We start from the raw sequence: 13,747 nt of genomic DNA, 5'->3' as shown, positions 1-13,747 counted from the left end.
CCTTCACGGACAACGACGTCCCACACGGTCGCTTTACGGCGGCCGCTTGGGGCGTCGTTTTTTTTGGAGTTGCGTCTGGTGGGACAAGTCGAGCGACCGAGGGTGACGGTGGGGTTCATTCCCCTGATCGACTGCGCGCCCGTGCTGTTCGCGGAGGTTCTCGGCCTCTACGAACGCCACGGGCTCGAGGTCGAGCTGCGCCGCGAAGTCTCCTGGTCGAACATCCGCGACAAGCTAGCGGTCGGCCTGCTCGATGCGGCGCACATGCTCTCGCCGATGCCGCTCGCGACCACGCTCGGCATCGACAGCGTCAACGTTCCGATGATCGCGGCCATGACGCTGCATCTCAACGGCAATTCGATCACCCTGTCGAACGCGCTGTGGCGCGAGATCGAGGACGCGGCGCCCGAGTTCGTGGGCAGCAACCTGCCCGCCGGCGCGCCGCTCGACGCCCGGGCGCTGGCCGCCGTCATCGCCCGCCGTGCGCGCGAGGGCCGGCCGCCGGTCACGCTCGCCTCGGTCTTCACCTACTCCTCGCACAATCACCTGCTGCGCCTGTGGCTCGCGTCGGGCGGCGTCGATCCCGACCGCGACGTGCGGCTCACGGTCGTGCCGCCGCCGCACATGGTGGCCCATCTCTCCGGCGGCACGATCGACGGCTACTGCGTCGGCGAGCCGTGGAACCAGCAATCCGCGATGCTCGGCATCGGCCGTATCGCCGCAAGCAGCCGCCAGATCTGGGACTCAATGCCGGAGAAGATGCTCGGCACGACGGAAGCCTGGGCACAGCGCAATCCAAAGACGCTCATTGCTCTCGTGAAGGCGATCACCGAGGCCGGCGCCTGGCTCGACGAGCCGGCCAACCGTCCCGAAGCCGCGCGCATCCTGGCGACGCCGCGCTTCCTCAACGTGCCGGCGGATGTGATCGGCCGCTCCTTGAGCTTGCCGGACTTCCACATCTTCCATCGCCAGCTCGCCAACTTCCCGTGGCGCAGCCACGCCGACTGGTACCTGTCGCAGATGGTGCGCTGGGGCCAGGTCGCGCCGCGTCCGGACATGCGCGCCGTCGCCGACCGCGTCTTCCGCAGCGACATTTTTCGCGCGGCGGCGAGCGAGTTGGGCCTGCCGTGCCCGCTCAGCGACCGCAAGGTCGAGGGCGCGCATCCCGATCCGTGGATCCTGCCGACCAACGGTGCCCCGGTCGCGATGGGCCCCGACAGTTTCCTCGACGGGTCGGTGTTCGACCCCAGCAACAAAGAAACCTCAACGACCTTCAAACAGCAGGAGAGCAATCATGGCAACTAAGAGCGGCCGCAAGGGCCTGGGACGGCGTGACCTTTTCAAGAGCGCCTCGGGCGTTGCGGCGACGGCCGCCCTGTTGAGCGCGGCGCGCGCGGCCCTGCCCGCCGGCGCCTTCGCGCAAGGAGCGGGACCGGAGACCAACAAGGTCACGCTGGGTTTCATCGCGCTCACCGACTCCTCGCCGCTGATCGTGGCCAAGGAGAAGAAGCTGTTCGACAAGTACGGCATCACCGACGCCAACATCGCCAAGCAGGCCTCATGGGGCACGACACGCGACAACATCGTGCTGGGCTCCGGTGCGGGCGGCATCGACGGCGCGCATATCCTGACGCCCAAGCCCTACCAGATCTCGCTGGGCCTCACGACGCCGGAGAACAAGCCGGTGCCGATGTACATCCTGTCGCGCCTCAACACGAACGGCCAGGCGATCTCGGTTGCGAAGGAGCTGATGCCGACCGGCGCGACGGTCAATGCCGAGCCGCTCAAGGCCGCCTTCGCCAAGATGAAGGCCGGCGGCAAGGAAGTGAAGTGCGCCATGACCTTTCGCGGCGGCACCCACGATCTCTGGATCCGCTACTGGCTGGCTGCCGGCGGCATCGATCCCGAGAAGGACGTCTCGACCATCGTCGTGCCGCCGCCGCAGATGGTGGCCAACATGAAGGTCGGCAGCATGGAGGCCTTCTGCGTCGGCGAGCCGTGGAACGAGCAGCTGGTCAACCAGGGCATCGGCTACTCGGCCTGCACCACGGGCGACCTCTGGAAGAACCATCCGGAGAAGAGCCTCGGCCTGCGCGCCGACTGGGTCGACAAGAACCCGAAGGCGGCGCTGGCCGTCCTGCAGGCGGTGCTCGAAGCCGCGCAATGGTGCGACAAGCTCGAGAACGCCAAGGAATTGTCGGAGATCGTGGGCAAGCGCCAGTGGTTCAACTGCCCGCCGGCCGACATCATCAACCGCATCGAGGGCAAGGTGAACTACGGCGATGGCCGCAAGATCGACAATCGCGACCTGTCGATGAAGTTCTGGCGCGACCACGCCTCCTATCCCTTCCAGAGCCACGAACTGTGGTTCCTAACCGAGAACCAGCGCTGGGGCATGATGGCGCCGGACCTCGACACCAAGGCGATCATCGCCAAGGTCAATCGCGAGGATCTGTGGCGCGAGGCCGCCAAGGCCATCGGCGTCGCCGCGAACGAGATGCCGAGCGGCACCTCGCGCGGCAAGGAGACCTTCTTCGACGGCAAGGTCTTCGACCCGGCCGATCCGAAGGCCTATCTCGCGGCGCTCCAGATCAAGAAGGTGGCATGATGACGGCCGTCGCCAAGTCTGCCGCATCGGTGGTCGCCGCCGTTCCCGTTCCGGAGAGCTCGGCCGAGATCGTGACGTTCCGGCCGCCCGTACGGCCGGCCCTGCAGCGCGCGATGGAAATCGCGCGACACGTGGCGAGCGTCGTCCTGCCGCCGCTCATCGTGATCTCGCTCACGCTGTTCGTGTGGCAGCTCCTCTGCTCGGAACCCGGCGCGCGCCTGCCGCCGCCGACCAAGGTCGTGTCGGACGCGTGGGATTTCATCGCCGATCCGTTCTACGACAATGGCGGCATCGACAAGGGCGCCTTCTGGCAGATCTCCAAGAGCCTGGGCCGTGTCGCCATCGGCTTCAGTCTGGCCGCCGTCGTCGGCATCGCGCTGGGCGTGCTGGTCGGCCAGAGCACCTGGGCGATGCGCGGCCTCGATCCGATCTTCCAGGTTCTGCGCACCGTGCCGCCGCTCGCCTGGCTGCCGCTGTCGCTGGCGGGCTTCCGCCATGCCGATCCCTCGGCACTGTTCGTGATCTTCATCACCTCGATCTGGCCGATCATCATCAACACGTCGGTGGGTGTGCGGAACATCCCGCAGGACTATCGCAACGTCGCGGCGGTGATCCGTCTCTCCTGGTGGGAGGTCTTCTACAAGATCACCTTGCCGGCCACCGTGCCCTACATCTTCACCGGTCTGCGCATCGGCGTGGGCCTGAGCTGGCTCGCCATCGTGGCGGCCGAGATGCTGATCGGCGGCGTGGGCATCGGCTTCTTCATCTGGGACGCGTGGAACAGCTCGCGCATCTCCGACATCATCGTGGCCCTGGTCTATATCGGCATCGTCGGCTTCCTGCTCGACAAGCTGATTGCCGTGGTCGGTCACTTCGTCTCGCACGGCGTCTCGGCGCAGTAGGAGCAAAGACCATGACAACCCAGCCCTATCTCAAGTTCGAGCAGATCGGCATGAGCTTCCGTCGCGGCCAGATGGCAACGGAAGTGCTGCGCGACGTCAACCTGCGCATCGAGCAGGGCGAATTCGTCTCGATGATCGGCCATTCCGGATGCGGCAAGTCGACCTTGCTCAACATCCTGGGCGGCCTGCTGAAGTCGACCAGCGGCGAGGTCTTCCTCGAAGGCAAGGTGGTCGACGAACCGGGCCCCGACCGCGCCATCGTGTTCCAGAACCACTCGCTGCTGCCGTGGCTCACCGTCTACGGCAACATCGCCATCGCCGTCGACAAGGTGTTCGGCAGCTCCAAGAGCAAGGCCGAGCGCCACGACTGGGTGATGCACAATCTCGAGCTGGTGCAGATGGCCCAGGCCAAGGACAAGCGGCCGCACGAGGTATCCGGCGGCATGAAGCAAAGGGTGGGTATCGCCCGGGCGCTCGCCATGCAGCCCAAAGTGCTGCTGATGGACGAGCCGTTCGGCGCGCTCGACGCGCTGACCCGCGCGCACCTGCAGGACAGCGTGATGGAAATCCATTCCCGGCTCGGCAACACGGTGATGATGATCACCCACGATGTCGACGAGGCGGTGCTGCTGTCGGATCGCGTGGTGATGATGACCAACGGGCCCGCCGCCACGATCGGCGAGATCCTGCCGATCAACCTGCCGCGGCCGCGCCGCCGCCTCGAACTCGCGACCGACGCCGAATACGCTCGCTGCCGCGCCGCCGTACTCGAATTCCTCTACGCACGTCACAGGGTTCCGGCACGGGCCGCATGAGCGAAGAATTCGACGACGCCCAGAAACAATGGCTGCAAGGCTTCGTCAGCGGGATCGAGGCCCGCAAGGCGGCCGACAAGCTTGCCTCGCGCACGGCGGGCGCCCCGGCCGGCGGCCAGCCGATCGGACCGGACGCCCTGCAGCATGCCGCGCAGGACCGCACCGTCGCGGCCGGCGGCAAGCTGGTCGCCGAGGAGACCGCCAAGCGCGCGCGCCATCCGTTCGATCGTTGGGACGAGGTGGTGGGGCGCGCCGAGGCGGGACAGTTCCCCAAGGGTATCGACGTCTTTCTCACCAAGTATCACGGGCTGTTCTACGTCGCGCCGGCGCAGGATTCCTTCATGTGCCGGCTGCGCATTCCCAACGGCATCCTGAACAGTTGGCAGATGCGCGGGCTGGCCGATGCGGCGGATTCCTTCGGCGGCGGCTATGCCGATGTGACGACGCGCGCCAACCTGCAGATCCGCGAGATTCCGGCGCGGCATGCCGTCGACCTGCTGCTGGCCGTGCAGGAACTCGGCCTCACCTCGCGCGGCTCGGGCGCCGACAATATCCGCAACATCACCGGCAGCCCGACCGCCGGCATCGACCCACAGGAACTCTACGACACGCGGCCGCTGTGCCGCGCCATGCACCACTACATCCTCAATCATCGCGAGATGTACGGCCTGCCGCGCAAGTTCAACATCGCCTTCGATGGCGGTGGGCGCGTGCCGGTGCTGGAGGACACCAACGATATCGGCTTCGTCGCGACCGAGGTGACGGGCGGCGAGGGGTTCGAGCCCGGCATCTATTTCCGCCTGCAGCTCGGCGGCATCACCGGCCATCTCGACTTTGCCTTCGAGACCGGCATCCTGCTGAAGCCCGAGGAGTGCGTGACGGTGGCCGGTGCCATCGTGCGGGCCTTCGCGATCCATGGCGACCGCACCAACCGGCTGAAGGCGCGCCTGAAATACGTGATCGACCGCATGGGCCGCGAGGCCTTCGTGGCCGAGGTCGAGAAGGAACATGGCGCCAAGCTGCGCCGCGCGGCGGGCGCACAGGTGACGCCCCGAACGCTCGCGGACAAGCACGGCCATATCGGCGTGCACGACCAGAAGCAGATGGGTCTCAGCTATCTCGGCCTCGTGCTGCCGGTGGGCCGCATGACCTCGGAGCAGATGCGCGGCATCGCCGAGATCGCGCAGCGCTTCGGCAGCGGCACGATCCGCTTCACCGTGTGGCAGAACCTGCTGATCTCGGACGTGGCCGACCGCGACGTTGGTGTCTGCATCGCAGCCATCGCGGCCTTGGGTCTGGGCGTCGAGGCCAGTGCCATCCGCCGCGGCCTGGTGGCCTGTACCGGCAATGCCGGCTGCAAGTTCGCGGCCTCGAACACCAAGAGTCATGCGCTGAAGCTTGCGGACTATCTAGAAATGCGGCTGGCGATCGACACGCCGATCAACATCCACCTGACTGGCTGCCATCATTCCTGCGCCCAGCATTATGTCGGCGACATCGGACTGATCGCAGCCAAGGTCGAGCGCGGCGAGGACAGCGTCGAGGGCTACCACGTCTTCATCGGTGGCGGTGCCGCTTCGACCGCCGAGCAGGCGATGGCACGCGAATACGCGACCTCGATCGCCTTCGACGAATTGCCGCCGCTCCTCGAGCGGCTGCTTTCGGCCTATCTGGGTCATCGTCAGTCACCGGCGGAATCGTTCTTCGAATTCTGCCGCCGCCACGAGATCGCAACCTTGCGCGAGTTGGCGGAGCGCGCACCCGTTTCGGCGCTCGCGGCATGAACGCGATCTCACTCATTCCGCAGATCATCCCCGAGAACGCGCCCTTCTCGACGGAGCAGCGCGCCTGGCTGAACGGTTTCTTCGCGGCCTATCTCGGCGTGAACGCCGGCGACACAGGTGGGACGACGGCGGAGCCTGCCGAGCCCGAGGATTTTCCCTGGCACGACGGGGCGCTCTCATTGGCTGAGCGTCTTGAACTTGCAAAAGATAAAAAGCCCGAGCGCCAGCTGATGGCGGCGATGGCCCAGCTCGACTGCGGCCAGTGCGGCTATCTCTGCCAGACCTATGCCGAGGCCGTGTGGTCTGGCGCCGAGGCCGACATGGGCCGCTGCGTGCCGGGCGGCAAGGAAACACAGCGCAAGGTGAAGGAACTCGTCGCCGCGCTGGAGCCGATGCGCGACGGGTCGGCCATGGCCGCGCCGTCGGTGAAGCCCGCCGGCCAGGTCGGCTTCTCGCGTGACCGGCCCGCGCTCGCCACCCTCGTCGATGCCCATCCGCTGAACCGCAACGGTTCCGAAAAGGATGTGCGTCATGTTGTGCTCGATCTTTCGGCGAGCGACGTCACCTACGAGGCGGGCGACAGTCTCGGCGTCTTCGCCCGCAAGAACCCGCAACTCGTCCAGGCCGTTCTCGACCGGCTGGGCGCCACCGGCGAGGAGATGGTCGGCGTGGACCACGAGGCACTGCCGTTGCGACAGGCGCTGCTGAGCAAGGTCGATATCGCACGCCCGAGCGACGAATGCATGCTGTTCCTGGCGAGCCGCGCCTTCGACGGCGAGGAAGCCTTGAAGCTGCAGGCGCTGGCATCGGGCGAGGGACCACCCGAGTTGGCCGAGGCCGACCTGCTCGACCTGCTGCAGGCCTTCCCCTCCGTGTCGCCCTCCTTGCCCGGCCTGCTGAAGTCGCTCGACCGGCTGCAGCCTCGCCTCTACTCGATCGCCTCGTCGCCCAAGGCGCATCCGGGCGAAGTCCATCTCACCGTGTCGGCCGTGCGCTGGGATACCAACGAGCGCACCCGCACCGGCATCGGCTCCTGCTATCTCGCCGACTTCGCCAAGCCCGGCGACGTCATCCCGGTGTTCGTGCAGAAGGCCCACGGCTTTGCGCCACCGGTCGACGATGCGGCGCCAGCCATCATGGTCGGGCCGGGCACCGGTATTGCCCCGTTCCGCGCCTTCCTCGAAGAGCGCGACGCGCGCGGCGCGAAGGGCAGGAACTGGCTGTTCTTCGGCGACCAGAAGCGCACCACCGATTTCCTCTACGAGGACCAGATCATCGACTGGCAGCGGCGCAGCGTGCTGTCCCGCCTCGACCTCGCTTTCTCGCGCGATCAGGCCGAGAAGATCTACGTCCAGACCCGCATGCGCGAGAACGCCGCCGAGCTGTGGGCGTGGTTCGAGCAGGGCGCGCACTTCTATGTCTGCGGCGACGCCAAGCGCATGGCCAAGGATGTCGAGACGGCGTTGCTCGACGTCGCGATGGGGCCGGGCGGCAAGAGTGAGTCGGAGGCGAAAGCCTGGCTTGACGGTCTTGCGAAGGCCGGCCGGTATCAGCGTGATGTTTACTAGTCGTACGACCGAGCAAGGGTCCCTCGCTGCGCTCGGGATGACACGCTTTTTTGTCATCCCGAGCGTAGCGAGGGACCTTTCGTCATGACCGCCGCCGGCGTCCACACGACCTGTCCGTATTGCGGCGTGGGCTGCGGGCTGGTCGCGACGGCCGACGGGAAGGGCGGGGCGGCCATTGCAGGCGACCGCGCGCATCCCGCCAATCATGGACGGCTGTGCTCGAAGGGTGCGGCGCTGGGCGAGACGCTGTCGCTCGAAGACCGGCTGCTGCATCCCGAGATCCACGGACGGCGCGTCTCATGGGAGGTCGCGCTCGACACGGTGGCGGAGGGCTTTCGGAAGACGATCGAGCAGCATGGGCCCGATGCCGTCGCCTTCTATGTCTCCGGACAGTTGCTGACCGAGGATTATTACGTCGCCAACAAGCTGATCAAAGGCTTCCTCGGCACCGCTAACATCGACACCAATTCGCGCCTCTGCATGGCCTCCTCTGTGGCGGGCCACAAACGTGCCTTCGGCAGCGACACGGTGCCGGGCCGCTACGAGGATTTCGAGCAGGCCGATCTCGTGGTGCTGGTCGGCAGCAATCTCGCCTGGTGCCATCCCGTGCTGTTCCAGCGCCTGGAAGCCGCCAAGCGCGCGCGGCCCTCGATGAAGGTCGTGGTAATCGATCCGCGCCGCACCGAGACCTGCGACATCGCCGATCTGCATCTGGCGCTGAAGCCCGGCAGCGACGTGGCGCTGTTCAACGTCCTGCTCGCGGGTCTTGCGGAGCGCGGCGTGACCGACCGCGACTTCGTCGACCGGCATACGTCGGGCCTCGATGCGGCGCTCGCCGCCGCGCGTGCAACGGATGCTGCGGCCTGTGGCTTGCCGCCGGCCGACATCGCGACCTTCCTCGACTGGTTCGCCCGCACCGAAAAGGTGGTGACGCTCTATTCCCAAGGCGTTAACCAGTCGAGCGCCGGCGTCGACAAGGTGAACGCGCTGATCAACTGCCACCTGCTGACCGGTCGCATCGGTCGGCCGGGCATGGGGCCTTTCTCGATCACCGGCCAGCCCAATGCGATGGGCGGCCGCGAGGTCGGTGCGCTGTCCAACACGCTCGCCGCGCATATGGATTTCGGTGCGACCGAGATCGACAGGGTCGGTCGCTTCTGGCGCGCCGCGCACATGGCGACCAGGCCCGGCCTCAAGGCGGTCGACCTGTTCGAAGCCGTGCGTGCCGGCCGCATCAAGGCGGTGTGGATCATGGCGACCAATCCCGTCGCCAGCCTTCCCCATGCCGATGCCGTGCGCGAGGCGTTGCGCGGGTGCGACTTATCGATCGTCTCCGAGGCGATCCGCGCCACCGACACCGTCGATGCCTGCCGTATCCGGCTACCGGCACTCGCCTGGGCGGAGAAGGATGGCACGGTGACGAACTCCGAGCGTGGCATCTCGCGCCAGCGGCCGTTCCTGCCGCCGCCCGGCGAGGCGAAACAGGATTGGTGGATCCTCTCCGAAGTCGCTCGGCGCCTCGGTCATGGCGACGCCTTCGCGTGGCGCGGCGTCGCCGACATCTTCCGCGAGCATGCCGCGCTCTCGGGCTTCGAGAACGCCGGCACGCGCGATTTCGACATCGGCGATCGCGCCACGCTCGACGATGCGGCCTACGAGTCGCTTCAGCCTTTCACCTGGGGCGGCGGCGCGGACCAGCGCTTCTTCGGCGATGGCAGCTTCTTCCATGCCGACCGGCGCGCGCGGTTCATCGCCACCACGGCGCGCGCACCGGTGAACGCACCGAACGAGGCGCGGCCATTGATCCTCAATACCGGTCGCGTGCGCGACCAGTGGCACACGATGACACGCACCGGGAAGTCGGTGCGGCTTGCCGGTCATCGGCCCGAGCCTGCGATCGAACTGCATCCGCGCGACGCCACGGTGCGCGGCCTGGCCGATGGCGACATCGCAGAAGTGACGAGCGCCTGGGGGCGGGGCGTGCTGCGTGTTCATGTGACGGACTCGTTACGCAAGGGCGAGGCCTTCGGGCCCATGCACTGGACCGCGCAGGTGAGCCGCGCGGGTCGCATCAACGCTGCAGTGAATCCGGCCGTCGATCCTATTTCCGGCCAGCCGGAGTTGAAGCACACCCCTGTCGAGATTCGTCGTCTTGATATGCGCTGGCATGGCACGATTCTCGCTCGGCGCGCGGTGATGCTGCCGGAGATTTCCTACTGGGCGCGGATCAGAGGCGCCGGCTATCACGCCTACATCGTTGCGGGCGACCAGCCTCTCGCCGTGGCCCAACAGGCCCTGTCTGCCGCCGTGCGCACGGCCAATCCGGGCCCCTGGCTCGCGGGCGAGGATGGCGTGGGCGCGGTCGTCAGCGACGGCCGGGTCGAAGCGGTGATGACGCTGGGGTCGACATACCAGGCCGAGGCGCGCGATCGCTTCGCACCGTTCATGGCAATGGACCGCCTCACGATGCAACAGCGCGACGCGCTGCTGCAGGGCGGGACCGACATGCATCGCGGCGGCGAGATCTGCGCCTGCTTCGGCGTGTCGTGCGGTGCCGTCGAAGCGGCCATCGCCGACGGTGCGACCTCGCTGGCTGCCGTTGGCGCGAAGACGCATGCCGGCACCAATTGCGGCTCCTGCCGTCCCGAGATTCGCGCGCTGCTGCGCGCCGCGCGCCAGGTGAAGGCCGCGTGATGCAGACTTTCCCGCTCTTCCTTTCGCTGCAGGGCCGCCGCGCGCTGATCGTCGGCGGCGAGGAGGCCGCCGCGCGCAAGGCGGAGCTGCTGCTCAAGGCCGGCGCCCAGGTCTCGCTGATCGCCGAGACCGTCTGTGGCGAGGTCGCCCATTTCATTGCCGAGGGGCATATTTCCTGGGCCGGCTGCGCGTTCGACGACGACGATCTCGAGGGCGTGTCGCTGGTCATCGTGGCTGCCGAGGACGAGTCGGTGCAGGCACGTGTGTCGGCCGCCGCCCAGGCGCGTTGCGTTCCCGTCAATGTCGTCGACCGGCCGGCGCTCTCGACCTTCATCATGCCGGCGATCATCGATCGCGCGCCGATCACCATCGCCATCTCGACCGCCGGCACGTCGCCCGCGCTCGCCCGCCGCATCCGCGCCGAGCTCGAGCGCAGCCTTCCGGCGGCGCTGGGCCGGCTGGCGCGCTTCGCCGAAATCTTCCGCGAACAGGTTCGCCGCACCCTCGTCGTGCCGCGGGCGCGCCGCCGCTTCTGGGATCGCGTCTTCGAGGGCCGGGTCGGCGAGCTCGCTTTGGCCGGCGACGAGATCGGTGCGCGCCGCGAACTGATCCGCCTGCTCGACACTGTGCGCGGCGAGACGCCGTCGGCCGGGATGGTCCATCTGGTCGGCGCCGGGCCGGGCGATCCCGACCTGCTGACCCTGAAGGCGCATCGCCTGCTGCAGCGGGCGGACGTCGTGGTCTACGACCGGCTGGTCTCCGACGAGGTCCTGGCGATGGCGCGCCGCGATGCCGAGCGCGTCTATGTCGGCAAGCGGCGGGCGAACCATTGCATGCCGCAGCAGGAGATCAACGACCGGCTGGCGGCGCTGGCGCGTGCCGGCAAGAGCGTCGTGCGGCTGAAGGGCGGCGATCCCTTCGTGTTCGGCCGCGGCGGCGAGGAAGTCGAAGCGCTGGTGAGAGCGGGCGTCGCCGTCGAGGTGGTGCCCGGCGTGACGGCGGCCCTGGGCTGTGCCTCCAGCACGGGCATTCCGCTCACCCATCGCGACCATGCCCAGGCCTGCGTGATGGTCACCGGCCATCTCAAGAACGGCACGGTCGATCTCGACTGGCAGATGCTCGCTCGGCCGCGGCAGACCGTCGTCATCTATATGGGGGCGGGTGCGCTGCAGCAGATCGCCTCGAAACTGATCGCCCACGGCCTGCCGTCTTCGACTCCCGTCGCGCTGATCGAGAACGGCACGACGGACCGCGAGCGTCGGGTCGTCGGGACGTTGGCCACGATCGATCGGCAGGCGCAGCGGGCTTACCTGAGCGGTCCCACGCTCTGCATGGTGGGTGAAGTGGTCGGCTTGGCCCTCAGCCGTGACCAGGAATTAAGCTTTGAGTCGAGAATGGGTCTCTGATAAGGGTGTCTGTGACAAAAATGCAACAACACCGGGGCAGGGATGCGTAGTTTTGTACTGAGCCTGGCGACACTGTTGGCATTTGCCGGCACGGGCTTCGCCCAAACAAATACAGGCGCTTCGACCGCTCCCAAGGTCAAGACCGCCGCCACCGCGACGACCCAGGCTGCTACCACGAAGAAGACGACTGCTGCACCCGCGAAGTCGGCGAACATCCAGAAGGCCGCCGCCCAGCAGAAGAAGGCACCGGCCACCTCGTCCCGCGCCGGCCGCTATGGCGGTTTCGCACCCTCTGCCGCCGCCCTGGCCGCGCCGCTGCCGGCGCCCGATCTCGACCTCTCCAGCCCGCGCAGCCTCAGCCTGGTGAACTTCAACACCAAGGAAGAGGTGACGGTCACCTACTGGTCGAACGGCTCCTATCACCGCACCGCGCTCGACCAGCTCAACCAGTTCCTGCGCGACAGCCGCGACAGCGGCGTGACCGAGATGGATCCGCTGCTGTTCGACGTGCTGTGGCACACCGCCCGCATCGCGGGCTATGCCGGCCAGATCGAGGTCCTGTCGGCCTTCCGCTCGCCCGAGAGCAATGCCTGGCTGGCCAGCGTCAGCCGCGGCGTGGCGCGCGACAGCCAGCACATGAACGGCAACGCCATGGACATCCGGTTCCCCGGCGTCCCGGTGTTCCGCATCCGCCAGGCCGCGCGGTCGCTCAACATGGGCGGCGTTGGTTTCTACCCGCGCTCCGGCTTCGTGCATCTCGACACCGGTCCCGTCCGCTACTGGTAACACCATGAGCCGCATCGAAATCGTCGAGGGCGACATCACGCGCCTCGACGTCGATGCCATCGTGAACGCCGCCAAGGAGAGCCTGCTGGGCGGCGGCGGCGTCGACGGCGCCATCCACCGCGCCGCCGGCCCCGAACTGCTCGCCGAATGCCGCACGCTTGGCGGCTGCCCCACGGGCGAAGCGAAGATCACCGCCGGCTATCGCCTCAAGGCGCGCCACGTCATCCATACGGTCGGCCCGGTCTGGCACGGCGGCACGCAGGGCGAGCCCGAACTGCTGGCCCGCTGCTATCGCAACAGCATGGCGCTCGCGATCGTGCACGGCCTCCACAGCATCGCCTTCCCCGCCATCTCGACCGGCATCTACGGCTACCCGAAGCAGGAAGCCGCCGAGATCGCCGTCCACGAGGTGAACATGATCCGCATGCCCGAACACGTGATCTTCTGCTGCTTCGACAAGGCGACCGCCGACGTCTATCGCGAGATCGTCGGCGCTTAGCCTATCAATGGAGCGCGCCACTCCAGTGGCGCTCAAGCTTCGTCGAGGCACAGAGGATGAGCGCAACTGGAGTTGCGCGCTCCGTTGTTACCGTCACTGCCCGTAGCGATTGGCGTTCTTCAGGTATTCCAGCTCCTCCGACGTCGTGGCTCGGCCCAGAACCTCGTTGCGGTGGGGGAAGCGGCCGAAGCGGGCGACGACGTCGCGGTGGTCGGCGGCTGACCTCAGATTGTCCTCGCCGCCGATCGTGTCGAACAGGGCGCAGGCGAACTGCTGGTCGGCGAGCTGCTCGCTGTGGCCGAACGGCATGTAGAAGAACAGCCGCATGTCGACCGGGAACACCGACGGATAGAAGCGCGCCACCGCGTAGCGCGCGATCTCGATGGCCTTGTTATCGCCGGCGAAGGCGCGCGCCGTCTTGCGGAAGCAGTTCCGCGTGAACTGATCGCACAGCAGGATCAGCGCCAGGGCGCCCTCGGGCGAATCCTTCCAGGCGTCGAGTTCGCCCGCGATGGCCCGTTCGATGGCGCCGCCGAACCGGCCGATGGTCTCGGCATCGAATTCGGGCGTGCTCTTCCACCAGATGTCGCGCGGCTTGCCGTGGTCGGGATGGCCGAGCGGCAGGAACCAGAAATCGATGATGTCGCGGATGGACGGCGTCTGTGTCATGCGTCTTAAGGTAGAC

At 67.4% G+C, this 13,747-nt stretch carries 11 protein-coding genes; 10 read left to right on the top strand and 1 reads right to left on the bottom strand.

The features are described from left to right. Positions 1-78 precede the first annotated feature (78 nt). The 10 genes from AC1ROX_RS21935 (at position 79) to AC1ROX_RS21890 (ending at position 13,062) form a co-directional block, all read left to right on the top strand. Positions 79-1,305 carry a CmpA/NrtA family ABC transporter substrate-binding protein gene (locus AC1ROX_RS21935; protein WP_493129089.1) on the top strand — a complete coding sequence of 409 codons (1,227 nt, stop codon included), beginning with the start codon at positions 79-81 and terminating at the stop codon, positions 1,303-1,305. Next, positions 1,295-2,608: a CmpA/NrtA family ABC transporter substrate-binding protein gene (locus tag AC1ROX_RS21930; RefSeq protein ID WP_493129087.1), complete on the top strand. Its 1,314-nt coding sequence runs from the start codon at positions 1,295-1,297 to the stop codon at positions 2,606-2,608. Before AC1ROX_RS21935 ends, AC1ROX_RS21930 begins: the two co-directional genes overlap by 11 nt. Further along, positions 2,608-3,510 carry a nitrate ABC transporter permease gene (gene ntrB / locus AC1ROX_RS21925; protein ID WP_493129305.1) on the top strand — a complete coding sequence of 301 codons (903 nt, stop codon included), beginning with the start codon at positions 2,608-2,610 and terminating at the stop codon, positions 3,508-3,510. The genes AC1ROX_RS21930 and ntrB overlap by 1 nt, the downstream gene beginning before the upstream one ends. An 11-nt stretch (positions 3,511-3,521) precedes the next feature. Then, positions 3,522-4,325: an ABC transporter ATP-binding protein gene (locus AC1ROX_RS21920; RefSeq protein WP_493129085.1), complete on the top strand. Its 804-nt coding sequence runs from the start codon at positions 3,522-3,524 to the stop codon at positions 4,323-4,325. Next, complete coding sequence (locus tag AC1ROX_RS21915) at positions 4,322-6,109, top strand: NirA family protein (RefSeq protein ID WP_493129083.1); 1,788 nt, start codon at positions 4,322-4,324, stop codon at positions 6,107-6,109. The genes AC1ROX_RS21920 and AC1ROX_RS21915 overlap by 4 nt, the downstream gene beginning before the upstream one ends. Further along, positions 6,106-7,677 (top strand): sulfite reductase subunit alpha, encoded by a 1,572-nt coding sequence (locus AC1ROX_RS21910; RefSeq protein ID WP_493129081.1) that lies wholly within the window; start codon positions 6,106-6,108, stop codon positions 7,675-7,677. Before AC1ROX_RS21915 ends, AC1ROX_RS21910 begins: the two co-directional genes overlap by 4 nt. Before the next feature lie 84 nt (positions 7,678-7,761). Next, a complete protein-coding gene (locus AC1ROX_RS21905) occupies positions 7,762-10,371 on the top strand; it encodes a nitrate reductase (RefSeq protein ID WP_493129079.1) in 2,610 nt (869 codons plus the stop codon). After that, on the top strand, positions 10,371-11,777 hold the full coding sequence (gene cysG / locus AC1ROX_RS21900; RefSeq protein ID WP_493129303.1) for a siroheme synthase CysG: 1,407 nt from the start codon (positions 10,371-10,373) through the stop codon (positions 11,775-11,777). Before AC1ROX_RS21905 ends, cysG begins: the two co-directional genes overlap by 1 nt. A gap of 42 nt (positions 11,778-11,819) precedes the next feature. Beyond that, the gene (locus AC1ROX_RS21895; protein ID WP_493129078.1) at positions 11,820-12,563 is read left to right on the top strand and encodes a peptidoglycan L,D-endopeptidase MepK; all 744 of its coding nucleotides are present in this window, start codon (positions 11,820-11,822) and stop codon (positions 12,561-12,563) included. A 4-nt stretch (positions 12,564-12,567) separates the two neighbouring features. Next, positions 12,568-13,062, top strand: a complete 495-nt coding sequence (locus AC1ROX_RS21890; RefSeq protein ID WP_493129076.1) for an O-acetyl-ADP-ribose deacetylase — start codon at positions 12,568-12,570, stop codon at positions 13,060-13,062. Between the two features lie 93 nt (positions 13,063-13,155). Here the strand turns inward: AC1ROX_RS21890 and AC1ROX_RS21885 are convergent, their stop codons facing one another. Further along, positions 13,156-13,731 (bottom strand): DUF924 family protein, encoded by a 576-nt coding sequence (locus AC1ROX_RS21885; RefSeq protein ID WP_493129074.1) that lies wholly within the window; start codon positions 13,729-13,731, stop codon positions 13,156-13,158. Between the last annotated feature and the right edge of the window lie 16 nt (positions 13,732-13,747).

The organism is Reyranella sp. GW821-FHT14A01, from assembly GCF_058803965.1.
The sequence above is the reverse complement of the archived record's forward strand: the minus strand, read 5'-3'. Positions and strand labels throughout refer to the sequence as shown.

Bases quoted from the DNA above. Each gene is read 5' to 3' on its own strand.
- AC1ROX_RS21930 (WP_493129087.1), top strand. From the start codon at position 1,295: ATGGCAACTAAGAGCGGCCGCAAGGGCCTGGGACGGCGTGACCTTTTC.
- ntrB (WP_493129305.1), top strand. From the start codon at position 2,608: ATGACGGCCGTCGCCAAGTCTGCCGCATCGGTGGTCGCCGCCGTTCCC.
- AC1ROX_RS21920 (WP_493129085.1), top strand. From the start codon at position 3,522: ATGACAACCCAGCCCTATCTCAAGTTCGAGCAGATCGGCATGAGCTTC.
- AC1ROX_RS21915 (WP_493129083.1), top strand. From the start codon at position 4,322: ATGAGCGAAGAATTCGACGACGCCCAGAAACAATGGCTGCAAGGCTTC.
- AC1ROX_RS21910 (WP_493129081.1), top strand. From the start codon at position 6,106: ATGAACGCGATCTCACTCATTCCGCAGATCATCCCCGAGAACGCGCCC.
- AC1ROX_RS21905 (WP_493129079.1), top strand. From the start codon at position 7,762: ATGACCGCCGCCGGCGTCCACACGACCTGTCCGTATTGCGGCGTGGGC.
- cysG (WP_493129303.1), top strand. From the start codon at position 10,371: ATGCAGACTTTCCCGCTCTTCCTTTCGCTGCAGGGCCGCCGCGCGCTG.
- AC1ROX_RS21895 (WP_493129078.1), top strand. From the start codon at position 11,820: ATGCGTAGTTTTGTACTGAGCCTGGCGACACTGTTGGCATTTGCCGGC.
- AC1ROX_RS21890 (WP_493129076.1), top strand. From the start codon at position 12,568: ATGAGCCGCATCGAAATCGTCGAGGGCGACATCACGCGCCTCGACGTC.
- AC1ROX_RS21885 (WP_493129074.1), bottom strand. From the start codon at position 13,731: ATGACACAGACGCCGTCCATCCGCGACATCATCGATTTCTGGTTCCTG.